The sequence below is a fragment of the Eubacterium sp. SB2 genome, from assembly GCF_001244405.1.
GTDB classification, from domain to species: Bacteria; Bacillota; Clostridia; order Lachnospirales; family Lachnospiraceae; genus Faecalicatena; species Faecalicatena contortus_B.
In genome coordinates this window covers 206903-224186 of sequence record NZ_LN865150.1, presented here as the reverse complement: position 1 = coordinate 224186, position 17284 = coordinate 206903, and the positions used below count along the sequence as shown (strand labels likewise).

The window sequence follows — 17284 nt, the reverse complement described above, 5'->3', positions numbered from 1 at the left end:
GATTCTATAATATTAATTTTTCGGGATTCTGTGACACATTGGGGAATATATTTCGGATAGATTTTAACTTTTTTATCTTAATAGGAGAAATGATATCATGGACAATAGAAATGATTTTTATACCCAAAAAGGATATGAACTGCATAACACAGACGATCTGACCGCATCTATGGAGGATTATCTGGAGATGATCTGCCGGATGCTCAAGGGACAGGATATCGTAAGAATCCAGGCACTGTCTGAGAATCTGCATGTAAAACCCTCCTCCGCATCGAAGATGGTTAACGCACTGAAGGAAAGGGGATACATCTCTTTCCAGAAATACGGCTACCTGACCGCAACGCCCAAGGGGCTGGAGGTTGGGGAGTATCTGCTTTACCGGCACGATATACTGCACGAATTTCTGTGCCTGCTGAATCATTCAGAGAATGAACTCGAACAGGTGGAAAAAATTGAACATTATATTAACCGGGAAACGGTAGCAAATCTTCACCTGCTTTTGGAGCGTCTGAAATCCTCTACCTCTTTTTTCCAGTAAACGGCAAACTGCGTCTCGTCAATCCGCTCCACAAAATGCTGCTTATACTGCAGAAACTCTTCCAGATCCATTAGGATATGATAGAGCACCGCCCGGTTCTCAAACTCCTCTCTGCTGCCGGGGAGTTCCTGTGCCTTCATCTCCTCAGACAGCGCCGCCAGGCGTGCCAGCTGCTTTTCCGGCCGGTTCATCTCCTTGACAAAGTGTTTTAAATAGGAAATATAATCTGCCACAATAAAGGACTGCTTTGGAAGCGCCTTCAGCTTTTCCATCTCCTGATGCAGATGTTGAAGTGCCCCACACTGTTTTTCCCTCATTTCAAAATAGGCGCTGTAATAACTGGTATGAGCTCTGAAGGTGTTGTTTTGATACACATATGCCTGCTCTATAAAATTCTCCAGTTTCCGTTCTAAAAGTTCCAGCTTCTCCCAAACAGTCTCCCTTCTGTCCCGGCTATATAAAAATGCAGCCAGTTCTCCCAGTATATCGGAAAATTCCTGCTCTGTATAACGCATATTTTCTATAATTCTGTTCCTCTGCCCTCCATTATTCTGAAACAGATTAACAAGGATGGCTATCGTGATCCCTAACAATACAATCAGAAATTCATTTGCAATAAAAGCAATCGAAAAGTTTCGTGTAGCCAAAAAGTGTGTGCCTATGACCGCATTTACGGATGCAGTTATCCTCCAGCCTACCCATTCGCTTATCAATACCAGTAAAAATATGAAGATTCCAAATGCAGCGCCGTCGCTTTTGATATGACTGAATACTAACCATGCCAGGACTGCCGCCAGAATAAAAGTCAGGATACGGGCAGCTGAGAGCCTGAGCGTTTCCCACTTTGTAGTCAGTATCGTAAGCAGCGTTACCATTCCCGCCGATGCGGCAAATTCCAGATGCAAAAGGGAAGCTGCATACATGGCTGCGCCGCTTCCCACTGCAATTCTTACTGCTTCTATCAGGACTGCACCTGTTTCTTTCTTCTTTCCCGGTTTCATAGAGTCTCCCCTTTAACGATTCCAACTTAGCATATGCTCAGTAATATGCAGAGCTTTTACTCTATAGCATAACCTTTTTTTAATCTTTTATCTCCTGTATTTTAAGACAATTTACAGGCGCAGATAAAGGAGCGGGCGGGGTACCTGGTTTATATCTCCTTTACTTAGAGTTCTTCAGTTCTACTGTGAATATAATCTGGTTTTCTTCATAGGATGCCGTAATGCTTCCTTTTTGTGATTCTGCTATAGCGCGGGCTGCAGATAGGCCAATGCCGTAACCCCCGCTCTTTTGTGTTCTGGCGCTGTCGCCTCGGTAAAAGCGGTCAAAGAGTTTTTCTGGATCGACTTCCGGGAGCATATCACACGTATTTTTTATACTTAATGTAATAACGCCTTCTTTTCTTTCTAAGTAAATTATAATATTTCCTTGCTTAGACGTGTATTTTACCGCATTGTCCAGCAGTATCGTAATGAGCCTTGACATACTATCTCTGTTCCCGTGCATGATGATGTTGGGCTGAATATTTTCTTCTATTATGATTTCTTTGAGAGCGGCCGGCTCATAAAAAGCCGGCAGGATCTCTTCCAGCAGACTGCTCAGTAAGATATCTGACGAAGGCAGCTTTACTGCGCCCTCATCCATTTTTGCAAGGGCCAGCAGATTCTGCATAAGTCCGTTGAGACGTACCGTCTGTTCCCGGATATTGCGGCTCCATTTATTTTCCCCATTGTGCAGCTCCATGGCGTCTGTATTTGCCATGATTATAGCCAGAGGGGTCTTGATCTCATGTCCGGCATCTGTTACAAACTGTTTTTGTTTTTCTATATTTTCCGCGATGGGCAGTATCGCTTTTTTTGATAGCAGAATGACGAAAAGCAGCATAAGGCTCCAGCACAGGATGCCGATAAATATTGAAATCCCTAAGACCATGAGTATGTTGCGGGTCTGTGAGGATGTATCCAGAAAAATGACGACACTGCCTTTTCCGTCATGGGTCTGCGCTATTTTATAACGAAATTGTTTCGCCCTGCCCTCTGAGCTCCCGCTTTTCCTTACCTTCTCTGCCATTTTTTCGGCCTCTGTTTCTGTCACGGAAGCGATTTTACTGACATCAGTCTGCACAGCCTCACCGTCCGAATTATAACGGATCAGAAAATAACGGGCCGACATGGCGGTATCCTCATCGATCGGCTGCTCCAAAAAGCCCGGCCTGACTCCGCCGGGTAATTCTGGCTGCAGCGAGGGGGCGCCCCCATTGTAGACCATCATCCCCAGCATCCGTTCCATCTGCCGGCCGGATATCAGGCCATATATTCCATTGATCGCTCCAAGCAGAACTAAAATCAACACAGTAATTGCCAGCATAGCAGTGGTTATGAATTTTTTCTGAAGTGTTTTCGTCATCTCTTAACCTCCAGAGTATATCCGATGTTTCGTTTTGCTTTTATTTCCACGTTAGCATTCATGGACGACAGCCTTTTCCTCAGATATGATATATATACCCAGACCGTCCCCAGTTCGGCTTCTGTTTCATATCCCCACACCTTCACGAGCAGTTCCTCCGACGAAAGATACATCCCCTGGTTCAGCATTAGAGTTTCCATCAGCCGGTATTCCAGTTTTGTCAGCACAAATGTCTGTCCATTCCCGCTTAGCTCATAGCTCTGCTGGTTCAGCGCGATATTTCCGCATTCTATGATATCCGGGGTAAATTCCTCCCTCCGCCGCAGCATAGCACGGATCCGGGCCAGAAGTTCCCCCATGGCAAAAGGCTTGGGGAGATAATCATCCGCCCCCAGATCCAGTCCCTGTATGCGGTCCTCCACCTCCGCCTTCGCGGTCAGCAGCAGAATCGGCGTGCGGCATCCCTCCCTGCGCAAAAGGCTCAGAACCTCGAGCCCACTCATTTTCGGCATCATAATATCCAGAATAATCCCGTCATACTGCGCTGCACGGGCATACTCAAGGGCCGCCTCTCCGTCATACACTGCGTCCACAATATATTTATGATAGGTCAAAATATCCACAACCGCCTCCGACATACTTACTTCATCCTCAGCAAATAATAATTTCATCATCATCACCTCAGTAACAGTTTACCATAGCTACCTTAATAAAGGCTTAGAAATTTAGCTCAGCCCATATAAATGCGGAACGATTCAGGTCTCCCTGATCCGTTCCGCATTTATATGGGCTGAGCGCCCCACACTCACAGCAGTCTCACCACCATATACTGCAGGGCCTCCGCCATAGATTCCGTTTGCAATGCCCGGAATACGCTGTTTATGCACTGTAATTCTCCATCTCTTTGTTGATGCTTTCCTCGCAGGAACGCATAGCAAGAATTGTCTTTTCGAACAGGTCGTTCAATTCCCAGCCAAGCCGCTCTGCCCCCTGTCGTATCACATCTCGCGAACATCCCGCCGCAAATCTTTTGTCTTTAAACTTCTTTTTTATGCTGGATACTTCCATGTCCATTACACTCTTGGATGGCCGCATCAGCGCTGCGGCCCCGATCAGGCCTGTCAGTTCATCTGCCGCAAACATAACCTTTTCCATCTCATGCTGGGGCTCTATCTCGCTGCAGATTCCATATCCGTGTGAACAGATTGAGTGAATCATATCTTCGCCCACGCCGCCCTCTTTCAGAAGCTCCGGCGCTTTCTGGCAGTGTTCCTCCGGATAGCGTTCAAAATCGATATCATGAAGCAGGCCGGTTATAGCCCAGTAATCCGCATCATCTCCATAGCCAAGCTCGCCGGCATACCATCGCATAACCCCCTCCACAGTCAGTGCGTGCTGAATATGAAATGGCTCCTTATTATATTTTTTTAGCAGCTCGAATGCCTCTTCTCTGCTGATATTACTTACCATAATTTTACCACCTTTCTTCACAGTAATTTTTATTTATTCAAATGCCACTGGAAAGTTCTTTTTCCTGAGGCCTTTGATTCGTATAGCGCAGCATCTGCTTTATGGTAAAGGCTTTCAAAATCTTCCCCCTCTATTTCCGCCCTGGCAATCCCTATAGAACAGCTCTGATCCAATCCTATGCCTGAAAAGACATGCCCAATTGATTCTATAAGATACCCCGCCAGGCGGTCACCCTCCTCGAAACTTCTGTCTCCGGGCAGAAAGACCATGAACTCGTCTCCGCCAATCCGTCCCGCTATATCGGATGCCTGAGCAGCTCCCCTGGCCAGAATGCTTGAAACCTTCTTCAGCAGCTCGTCCCCCACAAGATGGCCTTTCTCATCATTCACCCGCTTGAATTCATCCAGGTCAATCATTAACATGAGCCCGCCCGTCTTATCAGCGGTCAGTATTCTGTTAATATGCTTTTCCGTATATTTACGGTTATAAAGCCCTGTTAAAGAATCTAGCTGGATACTCTTCTCCAGAATCTGACTGCGCCGCAGCGCTTCCTCTGCTATGTTTGCAAACGTCTTCGGATAATATTCCCCCTCATTCTGGTATACATATGGAACCGAATGATGCAGACTTCCCACCTCCAGGCTCCCGTCCGGCCGCCTATGTACCTCCGCCGTAATTCTCGTGTCCATATTGATGATAACCTGTTTGCCCTCTATATTATTCTCACAGGCTTCAAACTCCCCATAAACAACGCAGCAGTCATCCGTAAACTGTTTTGCCTTAAACCATTCATTTTTTATAATAAAATCAATATCTTTTGCCTCTTCCTGATCCTTCTCCAGTCCAGCCTTAAGCGATTCAAGATTGGTATAAAATTCATGCTTCCCGGTACCGATCACCAGAATATCCGGGGAAAGATACTGGTACATCTCTTCAATTTCAGCTACTCCCCTGGATACATAGCATTCCATCAACTCCTGTATCAGAACGCAGGCTTCTTGGCATAATGTATCACTCATATTCTTTCCTCCTGTAATTCTTATGACAATCATAGCACATAGATATTACCATTGTCGATAGTTTTAACGCAAAGGGGTCAGACCCCTCTGCAGGGGGGTCTGACCCCTTTGCCCTTATTTGTCTAATTTATAACAATCTCTCTTATTTCTAACCCTTCTGTTTCCATGAATCGCAGTACAAGCTCATATTCTCCCGCAGGCATATTAATATCCCTGTTTATCTGTACTCCGTCCGTTATTTTCACAGTACCTGCAGAATGCCCATTCATAAGTACTTCTATCTGGCCGCTTCCCGACGCAAGTATCCGTATACTGCGAAATTCAACCTGGCTACGTACATAACGGAATATGGCTTCATCTCCATGGCATATATGTGTCAGTATTTCTTCATATGCTGCCCCCCTGTTTTCTTCCGCACCGATATATACGCTCCCTTTAAGCCCACAGGCCTGATACCCCATTATTTTCTCTCCCGGGCCAAAAGGTTTCCCGGGCCCCTGAGAGGTCATATTCACCTCATCGATTGTCCCGTCCGGATTGATGAAAATGGGCTCAATACATAACCTCCTGTACTGACGGCATCCCCGGCTGCTGCGATGGTAAAACACGTACCACTGTCCATTTACGCATTCTATCGAACCATGGTTATTCCAGCTTTCCGGATCGCAGCCAGCATTATCAATGATAATTCCCCGATATTCAAACGGGCCCAGCGGTGAACTGCCGGTGGCATATCCAAGGGCTGTCGGCCTCCCTCTTTGCATATCAGCGTATACATAATAATAAGTATCATTCATCTTACGCATAGAAGACCCTTCATGGAAAAAATGCTTTTCCTCTGTCACAAGATTATCCACGATATTATCCGGGTCAAAAGATATCATATCTTCATTCAGCCTGACTCCATGGGAGAACAGCTGTCCCCAATAGTAATAGGCCTTCCCGTCATCATCTATAAAAACAGCGGGATCTATCCCTCCGCAAGGCAGCTGTACAGGATTCGTGAACGGGCCTTGCGGGCACTCAGAAACGGCCACCCCTTCCCTGTCATCCGATGTACAAAAATAGAGATAATACCTTCCTTCCTTATAAATGCAGTCCGGAGCATATAAAAATACGGCCTCTTCATCAGCCGTCTCATCCCCCTCTTCCTGAATGTCATTACTTCCCGCAGCTTCCTCCAGAATCTTCTTCATGAACGGAGTCGGATGTTCCCGGTCAATCCCCGGATATTTAGGGGCATTCCCATCATGAATCCACGTTACCGCTTCTGCGGTAAATGCCTCATCGTGAATCACCCATTTTTCCATATCTGCAGTAGACACAACATAATACCTGTCACTACAATATTCATTCGCTGTCTCATCATAGCTTCCATAGATATAAAGCCTTCCATCCGTCATAACATGGCCCTCACCGTCCGGAATGTGGATATCCGGCGGCAGAATGGGGTTTCTGGTATTTTTATACTCTCTCATGACAGTCATTCCTCCCAAAGGGATCTTCTCAAAGGGGTCTGACCCCTTTGCAGTAAAATAGAAATATGTTAAAAGTGTCCCTTTTTTTCTATATTCATTTTTCTAAGCATTTCTAAGGATATGAAGCGAAAACCGAGAAAGGTTACCTGGTTCTCTGGTTTATGAATCTCCTCCTGCCAGTCCCCTAAAATACCTTCATACTCTCTCCTGTTCAGCTTATTTAGTTTCCCGTCCTCTTTCCCGATTGGTATCCAGCTTATCTGGGCAAATGGCTCGATGTTGAACAATGCAAGCACCGCATCGGATACGATAAGGTAATCCCTGGGGGTTATGCCGCAGGCCGCACCAAACTTTTTCATTTTACTCAGGTTTTTAGTAAACATTCTATATAAATCGGGCTCATAATAATTCATTAGCATGATATTATGTTCATTTTCAAGCAACTCCAGTATCAGCTCTGTTTTTTGAGAATCGCCGGATACGTAAATAGTATCTTCCTCCGATTCACAGACGCTCCTGATCTGCCCCTCGGCAGCCGTAAAATCGTCCCTGGAACTGAATTCACATACATAGGTAAGAAGACTGCTGTTTTCTTTATATCTTATATCCAAATATTTATCAAGATGTTTGAAACGATTTCTCAGATTTCCCGTCCATTTTTGCTCGCCGTAAATCTGCAGCAGAAAGTTTCGCAGGCCAAGTCTGGTCAATTTGGTCTCTACTTTTTCCCGGACTGTACCACAGTCTTCCAGTATTTTATGAATCTCTCTTCTTTTTTCTTCAGAATCTAAAACAGGCCAGATACTTACCACGAATACCATTATTTTTACTCTGCCTTTCATCTTTTGATAGGTTTATAGATTACTTTTTACTGCGGAAAAAACCGATATAGAATCTTTCCCTGTTTCAACATAAAATTATAACTTAATCTTCCATTCTTTGTCAACTATATCAATACTTAATCCACCTATTAAATACATATACTATAGTACACTACAAATGGGAGGTGTTGGTATGGTAGAATTTGGAAACACGCTTAAGACTTTACGCCTGCAGAATAATTTTACTCAGGCACAGTTAGCTCAGAGGCTTGGCGTAACTAAATCCGTCATTAGTGCCTATGAGACCGGACTGCGCATGCCTTCCTATGATGTCTTAATTTCTATATCACAAATCTTTAAAGTTACTACTGATTATCTGCTGGGACTAGAAAAAAAGCAGGAACTCGATCTGTCCGGTTTGACAGAAGACGAGGTCCAGGCTCTGACAGAATTAATAAAAGCAATGAAACGTAGATCTGGAGACTTTGGTAAGTAGAATGGGGGATGGTAGAAGGTCCGTTTGTCCAAATTGGGGTGCGGGTAAGGACAGTGCAATTGCCCGATAATAGGTAAGCGAAGCAAAGCTGATATGATATACAGCTCCATGAATATTGGATATTGAAGTATTGTTAAATATTCCATATAATGAAAAATATAATTGGAACTGTGATTGGAGCGGCAATATGTTTCGTATTGGTGAGTTTTCAAGGTTAACTCAGGTTTCTGTCCGGATGCTGCGGTATTATGATAAGATGGGGCTTTTGGCCCCCGCTGAGATTGATTCCTGGTCGGGGTACCGGATGTATTCGGCTGCACAAATACCTGTTTTGAATAAGATTGTTTATCTGCGGGACAGCGGATTTCAGGTTGCGGAGATTGCTGATATCCTTAAGAACGGGAATGATGACACTGTTGTGGAGCAGCTGGATCGTAAATATCTGGAAATTATGGGAAATATTGAAGCTGAACAGGCAAAGTTAAAGAGGATTGAGATTGCAAAGAATCAGTTTCTTTCCGGAAAGGATGAACTGCATTATCAGATAGCTGTCAAATCCATTCCAGCTTACCACGTCCTGTCTCTGAGGCGGGTGATTCCCGATTATTATGCGGAAGGCGGATTGTGGGAAGAACTATCCGCCTTTGCAGTGCTGAACCGAATTGATCTGTCCGGTGAAACATTTTCAATATACCACGACGAGGAATACAAAGAAGAAAATGTAGACGTAGAACTATGTGCTGTTCTAAAAAAAGTTGAGGATTTAACCGGCCAGACTGTGGGCGGCTTCTCATTGCGCCCAGCCGAACCGGTTCCCGCCATGGCCTGCACCATGGTGTATGGAGAATTCTTTAATATCGCGGGCGCTTACCTCGCCTTTGCACAATGGCTGCAGAAAAACAGCCGTTACAAAATGTCCGGACCAAACCGGCAGATCGTACACCGGGGTCCATGGAATGAGGAATGCCCGCAATCCTATTTAACAGAAATTCAAATACCTTTGAAGAAGATTACCTAAAACGTCTTGTAAGTTAAAATTACAGGACGTTTTTTCTTGACTCTCACACGGTGTCAGGGATTACCTTATGCTTACAAACCAGTTCCCCGCATCAGGCAGGCCCACCGGGGATCCTTTCGTACGGGGAAAAAGAATAAATGGAGGAAACAGCATGAAAACATATGAAGTAAACCCGATTGGAACCATCTACAACGGCGAAAGCGGAACCTTCCTGCAGCTCGCGCCAAAATTCATTCCTGCACTGCAGGCGTTGGACGGATTCAGCCACATTAATGTCTTGTGGTGGTTCAGTGATTTTGACACAGCAGAATTCCGTTCTGAGCTGGAAACAGAAGAGCCCTACAAGAATTCACCGGAGGTCATGGGCGTCTTTGCCACAAGGTCACCGGTGCGCCCGAACCCGATTGCCTTATCCACAGCAGAGATGATCCGCATCGATTACCTGAAAGGCATCATTCAGATTGCCTATATTGATGCAAATGACAACACACCCCTCCTGGACATCAAGCCTTACACGCCCAGCCTGGACAGGGTGAAAAACCCCGGGGTTCCGGCCTGGTGCAGCCATTGGCCGATGAGCCTGGAAGAGTCTGCAGACTTTGCATGGGAGAATGAATTTAACTTTTAACAACGCTTTTCTATTCCAGAACTGTTCGATCGATCCATATTGATAAGAACCATAAGAAGCACCCGGAAATCATTTCCCGGGTGCTTTACATCAGCCTTTATAAATCTTAACCAGCTGTAAATCTGCTTTTATCTCTGTTTTTTTCTCAGTACAACTGCGCTTGCAGCTCCAGCCAGTCCTGCCATTGCCAGAACCGCCAGTAAGAGAAAGGAAGAGTTGTCACCTGTTTTTACGGCCTTCACAGCAGAAGAATTGGTTCCGGAAGCCTGCTGCACCGGTTTATTGCTGCCTCCCTGGCTGCTGTTGCCGTTATTCTGGCTCCCTCCATTCTGGTTATTATCACTGCCGCTCTGACTGTTGTTTCCTCCGTTCTGGCCTTGATCTCCGCCGTTTTGGTTCCCATTATTTCCTCCGTTATTGCCGGAGTTATCCTCAATCTTAACGAGTTTTTCCATAGATTCTTCCAGCGTTTTTACTGCCTGGTCCACAACCGCCTGATCTGACACATTCAAATCCTCATTTACCGCCTTTGCATCTTCGAAAGCTTTTTTAAACGCTTTCAGGCTTTCCTTTGTATACTCTGCTTCTTTGACCAGAGAAGCCTTTGAAAGCGCCATAACCAATTCTGTCTTATCAGCGCGGTTCTTTACCTGGCCTAATAAAGTATCAAGCGTGCCCAGTACCTGAAGCATTTCCTCTTCATTGCCCTCCCCTGCATCTGCCAGCACTTTCGCTGCATCTCTTGCTTCCTGAAGGCCTTTCAGGCTGTCGGGTGTATAACTCTCTGTGTTTGCCAGGACCACATCTGCTTTTGCAATGGATGCATTTAACTTTGCCAGCAATTCAACCGGCTTTTCTGTCAGTTCCATAACAGCAGTCCCCAGGTTTTCGATCGCTGCATCTACTTTTTCTGCATCCACTATTTCTCCAGATATTTTCTCCGGCTCCGGGTTCAGACCGTCTGCTTTTGGGATAACCGCCGGATCACTGGTTTCCTGATCCAAATCATATGCCACTGCCTCTTCAAGTTTATCCAGCAGCCCTTGTGCTTCCAGGCATGCTGTCTCAAAGACAGACCATGAGCTTACTGTGTATGCAGCCTGATTCAATACTTCCGCTGCCTGTACCGCCAGTTTAAGCCCTTCTGCGTTTACAGTATCCGGATTCAGGCCGCCCATGGCTCTTATGACGCCAATCGCTTTCGCAGCTTTCACATGTGTTTTGGCATTGCTGTCTTCCAGCAGCCCTCTCAGTTCCTCTTCTGCCTTGTGGAATGCTTCCAGAGCCTCTTTCGATGCATCCGCGGTGTCTGCCGCTTCCGCCGCCTGAAGAACCAGCTCCATATATTTCTGTATTTCAGCAGCCGAAAGAGCATCTTTTGCTGACAGCAGTTCTGCATATGCCGCATCCACTGCCTCCTGATCAGCGGTATCGCTGTTTATAATCTCCAGACCTTTGGTGCGGGCTTCATCCAGAGTTTTATAACTCTCTGCGGTGTACCCTTCACCTGTAATCCCCTTGACTGCCTCATAAAGTTCATTCAGCTGGGTTTTATCCACCTGTGGTTTTTCCTGTTTTTTCTCCAGTCCGTCAATGGCATCGTTCAGTTCCTTTGTCACCGCGTCAATTTCTTCCTGTCCTGTAGCACTTGTAACTTCCATTGCCTTCTGAAGCGCCGCCATCATTCTGCCTATACTCTCTTCCGTATAGGTGGCAAGTTCTTCATTGCTGATGGATGCAGCCCTGATGATTGCCTCGTCCAGTTTACTGCGGTCCCCGGCCTTCACTTCAATTGAAAAACTCTTCGTCTCCGTATTTCCCGCAGGATCGGCCGCAGTGAAACTCAGCTGATAGGTTCCCGCCTTCTCCGGCCTGAACGTTGTTTCCTCTGTCTCGCTGCCATCTCCGCCCAGCTTTAAGATCTCATTACCATCCGGATCTTTCACAACCGCTGTCAACACTGCAATTGTGCTGTTATCAGCCGCCTGGGCTGCGGGAACCGTATAGTCCACATTCAGTGTCCCCTCCGAAGCAGGCGCCGATGCAAGCCGGATCTCTGGTTTGCTTTTGTCAATCACCGGCAGTTCCCTATTGGCAAGCATAGACACCTGTTTTGCTGTAAGAGCTTTACTGTACAGACGTGCCGTAGAAATTGCCCCAACCATCGGAGACTGTACGCTTCCGTTCGAACCGCTGTCACCTCCGATAACAAAATACCGTGAGCTTGCCGGAGGTGTTTTCACTTCACCCGATGCTTCCCTGGATGCAATCTTCTGTCCGTTCAGATACAGTGTCACCTTACTTCCGTCATAGGTAATGACACCGTGATTCCATTCGCCATATTTCAGAGCGCCTGTGGCAATGGGCCGCTTATAGGAACCGCCGATATGCACCCATGCCTCCAGACTTGCGGATTCCTCATCATAAGCCGGAATTTCAAAGCCAATGCCCGCGGATTCCATATTACCAAACAAATCCACATAACCGCCGGAGAATTTATCAACTTTAAAGGTGGATTCGATTGTAAAATCATCATTTGTTTTATCATACTGCTCCGCTGACCAGTCTGTCAGAAAAGCTTCTTCTGTATTGCCGGTAAACGATGCCGCATATTTTCCAAGACCTTCATCCATGGTGATGTTGCTTCCATCGCTGCCGTAAAATGTGTTCCCGGATTCCGAATGATCCGCAATTGAGCCGTCAGAAAAGTCTACATCCAGTAGATCTGCTTTCGGCACACCGCTTACCATATCATCAAATCCCGGTTCTGTTGAAGATTCACCAGTCGTTTTAAACGTCTGCGTCAAATAGTCTTCACTCATTTTCTGGTATGCATCGATGGCATAAATACGCACCTCGTAGGATGTTCCTCCCTCCAGATCCGGGGCCACCTGCGTAATCTGTTCCGGCATCGGCTGCAGATAGTAATTGGACCATGTTTTAAAAGTCTTCACAACCGTCTGTGTATCGGTATTAATAAATTCATATTTGTAGGAATGCACCAGATCCCCCACATTATTTTCCGGCACTTTTGCCTGGTCAAATGTCAGCCTTGCCGAGTCATCCTTAATCTCACTCACCGTAAGCGCAGCACCTTCCTCAAAATATGGCGCCTTTGCAGATTCTGCTCTTTCATCCGTATAAGGCAGTGTCTCATTTACATCAAATGTCCATGTCTGCGGAATCCATTTGTCCGCAAGAAAGTCATAATTTTTAATGGTCACCCTGCTTCCGCTTGCCTCAACTACAAGCCCCTGTGCAATCTGGCTTGCATTTGGCGGAACAGAACCATAGATCATACCGGTCTCCATTTCCATATAAGAGAGCGTAACCGTGTTAACCGCGGTATAACCGCCATCCTGCCAGATACTGGTAGGCATATTGTTCGGACTGTGTATATGCCCGGAAAATGTGACCGCATGCGGATGTGATTTGAACACCTCGTCCAGCCCGCTTCCGTACCATTCTGTAGACACATAAAAAGTGTTCTTAATCGGATGATGGAAGAATACAAATATCGGCTTGTCCGGTGTATCCGCTTCTGCCGCTGTAAGCTGTTCCTCCAGCCATTCCACCGCATAGGAATAATTGCCGCCCCCCTGAGTCGTTCCCTTTCCGGTTTCCGGATCCAGCTGTCCGCTTCCCGGGCTGAGTGTAATAAAATGATATCCGTTAACAACCTGATGGTTATTGGGCTTGTTACCGGTCGTCTTAGTAAAATAATCCGCGCTGTTGTTCTCGTGGTTTCCCATACTTGCGATTAGCGGAATAGAAAGATTCTCATTAATAATGCTTCCCCAAGCGTCATATTCGCTGGCAGAACCACTATCTGTCAGATCTCCCGCCACTACCATGCGATCCAGTCCTGCTTGGCTGAAAAAGGAAGCGGCCTTTGCAAGCCTGCTCTTTTCTGTTGCCTTATCCTGCCGCACATGGGTATCGGAAACTACTCCAAAGCTGACATCAGCAGCTCCGTCAACGGTCCTCGCCGTATCACCCTCCGATGAGAGAAACCCATTCGCTTCCATTGGCTGGATATCTGTTTCCCCCGTTGACCGCTGGGACGCTGCCTGATCCCGTGCCCCCGTATCTGCCGCTGTATCTGCAAGTGTATTTCCTGCCATATTTCCTGCCGTATTCCCCGCAGCATTTGCTGTAAGAAGCCCGGGAGCCGACATGATACTCGCCGCTGCAATCGCCATAGCCAGCAGCTTCTTCATCATTTTCCCTTTCATTTCTCTGTTTTCTCCTTCTGATATGTTTTTAGTCTGAACTCCTTATCAACAATAAAGAGTAGATATCAGAGGAGCATCATTATGCAGTTAAGCCCTTGTTAATCTTTTAAATAATAAATTAAAATTTTTGTATATTTATTTAACATTTACTTCGTCCGTTTATAGAGGACAGATGCAGCCGCTGAAGTAACCGGCACCGTCAAAATGACCGCGATTGTCCCGGAGAGCCCCTGCCCAAGTTCAATTGCCAGAAAATCAGAACTGACCAGCTGATGGTACTTAATCCCATACCCGGTCAGCACAAGCAGTGTGCTGAGTCCGCTTCCCGTAAAAGCCAGAATCAGCGTATTACTCATAGTTCCGATCATGTCCTTCCCAATATTAACTCCGGACCGGAACAGCTCCCTTCTGCTGAGCTGCGGGTTCGCACTCTGCACTTCAAATATTGCCGAAGCAATTGACATCCCCACGTCCATCACAGCCCCCAGAGAAGCAATCAGTACACCTGCAAACAGGACCTCTGCAATCTGCAAGTGCGTATTTTGGGATATCAGAACCATGAATTCTGTCTCATCCGTATTGTATCCGGACACATGCAGCACAGCCGCGAACAGAGCAAATATAACCCCCACCAAAACCACTCCCAGCGCGGTCCCGCAGATTGCCGCCAATGTTTTCTTGCTGGCCCCGTTCAGCAGAAGCAATGCGGCGGTTGTGGTAATAACCACAGCTGCAGCCGAAGCCATAACAGGAGAATACCCAAGATAAATGACCGGAATCATCCACATCACAATCACGAACAGCGTAAACGTCAGCCCCAGGATCGCCCGCAGCCCTTTTCTGCCCCCGATCAGCATCATAAAAAACGCGAACACAAGTAGAATTCCATAGACAGCCGGGGAGCGGTAATAATTATAGATCACAAAATATGGTTCCGTATCCTCCGGTTCATCCTGCGAAACAATAACCCGGGTTCCCACTTCCACATAGATATTGTTGGAGGCGGTCAGATAATTATCTGTCTCCACAATCCTGCCCTTATACTTACCGCTTAGAATCCGAATATTTGCATACTGCAGACCAAGATACCGCCCGCTGTCCGTCTCATCCACCGTCAGCCCGTCATTCTTCACCTCTGTAACAATTCCTTTTTCATACGTTATGTTTGTATTGTTGTAATGCTGGTACTTATCCTGTATCCCTCTGTTCCATATCAGCACAGATATCATAAAACCTAATATAAACAGGATCGTAATACATTCCGCACGATGCTGTTTTAACCAGCTGCCCGCACCTTTATTTATTAACTTTTTGTCCGCTTCCCGTTTTAGCTTTGCCATAACCCCGTTCCTTTCCCAGTCCGTTAAGAATTTTATCCTTCTTATAATAGAGGAGAAACGTTAAAGCCATATGAAATGCGGATTAAAAAAGGGATAAGCGGTAAATCTGCCGCCTGTCCCTATATTTTCCATCATCCAGAACCTCAATACAAAAAAACCACCGTCCCCGAGACTCCAACTTCTCAAAAACAGTGATTTCCAACTGCGCGATCAGGGGTTCGAACCCTGGACACCCTGATTAAGAGTCAGGTGCTCTACCAACTGAGCTAATCGCGCTTATCTATTGTGTTTGCAGTACCTTTAACAGGTGACGCAAGTAGTATTATATATGAACAGATAAAAAAATGCAAGTACTTTTTTTAATTTTTTCAATTATTCAACAAATTTTTTAGCATATTTCTCACTTCCCGCCAGTCCATGAGCCGTTCTTGTCCGGGGGCCCAGTCAGCAGATACAGTCTCTCCTTCCGCCCGGATACACCAACTTAACGACAGGGATGCCTTGAAGCTGCAGCGGCATATATAGCCCCGGCACCTTCCCGGCATCCCTGTCATAAAGCGTCCCCCTCAATTCCCTACATCCCGATCATCTCTTCCAGTACTTCCTTTGCCAGTACTCCGCTTGCCGCCGATACCGGCTCTCCATTCCTGAATACAACAAATGTCGGAACAATTTCAACCTCAAATTCCGCCGCCAGGGTCTCGCTTTCGTCAATCTCGATCTGACATACTTTGACCCTGCCGTCGTATAATTCGGCGATCTCATCCACAACATCTTCCATCATGGCGCATTTTCCGCACCAAACAGCAAAAAACTCGACTAATACAGGCGTTTCCGACCTCAGAACCTCCTGTGGGTAATTTTTCGCAGTCACTCTGATTTTCATTGTCAGCACCTACATTCCTTTGCAATTTATTTACCACGGCACTTGCTGCCGTTATTCAAAATATCACATACTTCGTCAAATGATCGCTTCAGACACATTAACTTACGGTTCAGGTCCGGCCTGCAATACATTTTGCGACAAATAAAATCCTTCCATCCTTTTCCCCGCATATCCACTCCTGACTGCCCGTATAAGGCTTACATCTCCTCACAGTTATAATATGTACGATCCGCCGAAATGTGAAAGAAGACACAGTTTTTCTAAAAACTGCGTCTTCCCGAGTTTCACTTTTCTATTTTCTTACCGCAATCAGCTTATTGATGGGATTTCCCCTGGCAGAGAATTTTTCCTCATACTCGGTCATTACATTTCCTTCGTTCATGATCTCGTGATGATGCAGGTCGTATGTATAATGTTCCAGAGTCCATGACGAACTCCTCACCTGTTCCAGGGAAAAGTTAAACAGTTCCGTATTGTCTGTCTTGAACTCCAGTGTCCCGCCGGGCACAAGAATCTGTTCATAGCGTTCCAGAAACTCATGGGATGTCAGACGCCGTTTTTCATGCCTGGCTTTTGGCCAGGGATCAGAAAAATTCAGATAAATCCGCTCCACCTCACCGTGTGCAAAAACCTCGGCCACATCCCGCGCATCCATGCACACAAAACGGATGTTTTTCAGCATCTTGAACTCCTCCGTGTCAAACTTTTCTACGGCCCGGAGCAGAACGCTTGTATATCTTTCAATTCCCACAAAGTTTACATCCGGATGAAGAGATGCCATCGTTAAGAGATAACGGCCTTTCCCCATACCGATCTCAATATGGATGGGTTTTGAATTGCCAAAAACCTGCCGCCAACAGCCTTTCTGTGCCTCCGGGCGTTTAATCACAGCCGGATGGTTCTGTATCGTTCCCTCGGCACGTGGTACATTCCTTAACCTCATAATAGA

Annotated in this window: 16 protein-coding genes and 1 tRNA gene; 4 read left to right on the top strand and 13 right to left on the bottom strand. The window is 46.2% G+C overall.

Annotation, left to right across the window (positions count from 1 at the left end; translation table 11 throughout):
- Positions 1-97: 97 nt before the first annotated feature.
- Positions 98-538: a metal-dependent transcriptional regulator gene (locus tag BN1938_RS04255; protein ID WP_082202781.1), complete on the top strand. Its 441-nt coding sequence runs from the start codon at positions 98-100 to the stop codon at positions 536-538.
- Here the strand turns inward: BN1938_RS04255 and BN1938_RS04250 are convergent.
- From BN1938_RS04250 to BN1938_RS04220, 8 genes are all read right to left on the bottom strand, one after another.
- The gene (locus BN1938_RS04250; protein ID WP_050639405.1) at positions 490-1539 is read right to left on the bottom strand and encodes an aromatic acid exporter family protein; all 1050 of its coding nucleotides are present in this window, start codon (positions 1537-1539) and stop codon (positions 490-492) included. The genes BN1938_RS04255 and BN1938_RS04250 overlap by 49 nt on opposite strands.
- Before the next feature lie 160 nt (positions 1540-1699).
- The gene (locus BN1938_RS04245; RefSeq protein ID WP_050639404.1) at positions 1700-2944 is read right to left on the bottom strand and encodes a sensor histidine kinase; all 1245 of its coding nucleotides are present in this window, start codon (positions 2942-2944) and stop codon (positions 1700-1702) included.
- Entirely contained in the window at positions 2941-3615 is a 675-nt protein-coding gene (locus BN1938_RS04240; RefSeq protein ID WP_050639403.1) for a response regulator transcription factor, read from the bottom strand. The genes BN1938_RS04245 and BN1938_RS04240 overlap by 4 nt, the downstream gene beginning before the upstream one ends.
- 84 nt (positions 3616-3699) lie before the next feature.
- Positions 3700-3831, bottom strand: coding sequence for a hypothetical protein (locus tag BN1938_RS24055; protein WP_255350405.1), 132 nt, complete (start codon positions 3829-3831; stop codon positions 3700-3702).
- A complete protein-coding gene (locus BN1938_RS04235) occupies positions 3824-4414 on the bottom strand; it encodes an HD domain-containing protein (RefSeq protein ID WP_050639402.1) in 591 nt (196 codons plus the stop codon). The genes BN1938_RS24055 and BN1938_RS04235 overlap by 8 nt, the downstream gene beginning before the upstream one ends.
- 29 nt (positions 4415-4443) lie before the next feature.
- Entirely contained in the window at positions 4444-5433 is a 990-nt protein-coding gene (locus tag BN1938_RS04230) for a diguanylate cyclase domain-containing protein (RefSeq protein ID WP_050639401.1), read from the bottom strand.
- Between the two features lie 122 nt (positions 5434-5555).
- Positions 5556-6911 (bottom strand): family 43 glycosylhydrolase, encoded by a 1356-nt coding sequence (locus tag BN1938_RS04225; protein WP_050639400.1) that lies wholly within the window; start codon positions 6909-6911, stop codon positions 5556-5558.
- A gap of 68 nt (positions 6912-6979) precedes the next feature.
- Positions 6980-7732, bottom strand: coding sequence for a hypothetical protein (locus BN1938_RS04220; protein ID WP_050639399.1), 753 nt, complete (start codon positions 7730-7732; stop codon positions 6980-6982).
- Between the two features lie 193 nt (positions 7733-7925).
- Here BN1938_RS04220 and BN1938_RS04215 point away from each other — a divergent pair, with 193 nt between their 5' ends.
- From BN1938_RS04215 to BN1938_RS04205, 3 genes are all read left to right on the top strand, one after another.
- Positions 7926-8228 (top strand): helix-turn-helix domain-containing protein, encoded by a 303-nt coding sequence (locus BN1938_RS04215; protein WP_050639398.1) that lies wholly within the window; start codon positions 7926-7928, stop codon positions 8226-8228.
- Positions 8229-8415: 187 nt separating this feature from the next.
- A complete protein-coding gene (locus BN1938_RS04210; protein ID WP_050639397.1) occupies positions 8416-9246 on the top strand; it encodes a MerR family transcriptional regulator in 831 nt (276 codons plus the stop codon).
- Positions 9247-9397: 151 nt separating this feature from the next.
- Positions 9398-9874 carry an SAM-dependent methyltransferase gene (locus BN1938_RS04205; RefSeq protein ID WP_050639396.1) on the top strand — a complete coding sequence of 159 codons (477 nt, stop codon included), beginning with the start codon at positions 9398-9400 and terminating at the stop codon, positions 9872-9874.
- Positions 9875-10002: 128 nt separating this feature from the next.
- On the opposite strand, the gene BN1938_RS04200 is transcribed toward BN1938_RS04205, so the two are convergent.
- From BN1938_RS04200 to trmB, 5 genes are all read right to left on the bottom strand, one after another.
- Entirely contained in the window at positions 10003-14109 is a 4107-nt protein-coding gene (locus BN1938_RS04200; RefSeq protein WP_050639395.1) for a LamG-like jellyroll fold domain-containing protein, read from the bottom strand.
- 146 nt (positions 14110-14255) lie between these two features.
- Positions 14256-15449, bottom strand: coding sequence for a YibE/F family protein (locus BN1938_RS04195; protein WP_050639394.1), 1194 nt, complete (start codon positions 15447-15449; stop codon positions 14256-14258).
- A gap of 203 nt (positions 15450-15652) precedes the next feature.
- Positions 15653-15725, bottom strand: a tRNA-Lys gene (locus tag BN1938_RS04190).
- A gap of 298 nt (positions 15726-16023) precedes the next feature.
- Positions 16024-16335, bottom strand: coding sequence for a thioredoxin family protein (locus BN1938_RS04180; RefSeq protein WP_050639392.1), 312 nt, complete (start codon positions 16333-16335; stop codon positions 16024-16026).
- A 292-nt stretch (positions 16336-16627) separates the two neighbouring features.
- Positions 16628-17278 (bottom strand): tRNA (guanosine(46)-N7)-methyltransferase TrmB, encoded by a 651-nt coding sequence (gene trmB, locus BN1938_RS04175; protein WP_050639391.1) that lies wholly within the window; start codon positions 17276-17278, stop codon positions 16628-16630.
- Positions 17279-17284 lie beyond the last annotated feature (6 nt).

Excerpts from the sequence above, each read along its gene's own strand:
- BN1938_RS04255 (WP_082202781.1), top strand. The coding sequence starts at position 98 with ATGGACAATAGAAATGATTTTTATACCCAAAAAGGATATGAACTGCAT.
- BN1938_RS04250 (WP_050639405.1), bottom strand. The coding sequence starts at position 1,539 with ATGAAACCGGGAAAGAAGAAAGAAACAGGTGCAGTCCTGATAGAAGCA.
- BN1938_RS04245 (WP_050639404.1), bottom strand. The coding sequence starts at position 2,944 with ATGACGAAAACACTTCAGAAAAAATTCATAACCACTGCTATGCTGGCA.
- BN1938_RS04240 (WP_050639403.1), bottom strand. The coding sequence starts at position 3,615 with ATGAAATTATTATTTGCTGAGGATGAAGTAAGTATGTCGGAGGCGGTT.
- BN1938_RS04235 (WP_050639402.1), bottom strand. The coding sequence starts at position 4,414 with ATGGTAAGTAATATCAGCAGAGAAGAGGCATTCGAGCTGCTAAAAAAA.
- BN1938_RS04230 (WP_050639401.1), bottom strand. The coding sequence starts at position 5,433 with ATGAGTGATACATTATGCCAAGAAGCCTGCGTTCTGATACAGGAGTTG.
- BN1938_RS04225 (WP_050639400.1), bottom strand. The coding sequence starts at position 6,911 with ATGAGAGAGTATAAAAATACCAGAAACCCCATTCTGCCGCCGGATATC.
- BN1938_RS04220 (WP_050639399.1), bottom strand. The coding sequence starts at position 7,732 with ATGGTATTCGTGGTAAGTATCTGGCCTGTTTTAGATTCTGAAGAAAAA.
- BN1938_RS04215 (WP_050639398.1), top strand. The coding sequence starts at position 7,926 with ATGGTAGAATTTGGAAACACGCTTAAGACTTTACGCCTGCAGAATAAT.
- BN1938_RS04210 (WP_050639397.1), top strand. The coding sequence starts at position 8,416 with ATGTTTCGTATTGGTGAGTTTTCAAGGTTAACTCAGGTTTCTGTCCGG.
- BN1938_RS04205 (WP_050639396.1), top strand. The coding sequence starts at position 9,398 with ATGAAAACATATGAAGTAAACCCGATTGGAACCATCTACAACGGCGAA.
- BN1938_RS04200 (WP_050639395.1), bottom strand. The coding sequence starts at position 14,109 with ATGAAAGGGAAAATGATGAAGAAGCTGCTGGCTATGGCGATTGCAGCG.
- BN1938_RS04195 (WP_050639394.1), bottom strand. The coding sequence starts at position 15,449 with ATGGCAAAGCTAAAACGGGAAGCGGACAAAAAGTTAATAAATAAAGGT.
- BN1938_RS04180 (WP_050639392.1), bottom strand. The coding sequence starts at position 16,335 with ATGAAAATCAGAGTGACTGCGAAAAATTACCCACAGGAGGTTCTGAGG.
- trmB (WP_050639391.1), bottom strand. The coding sequence starts at position 17,278 with ATGAGGTTAAGGAATGTACCACGTGCCGAGGGAACGATACAGAACCAT.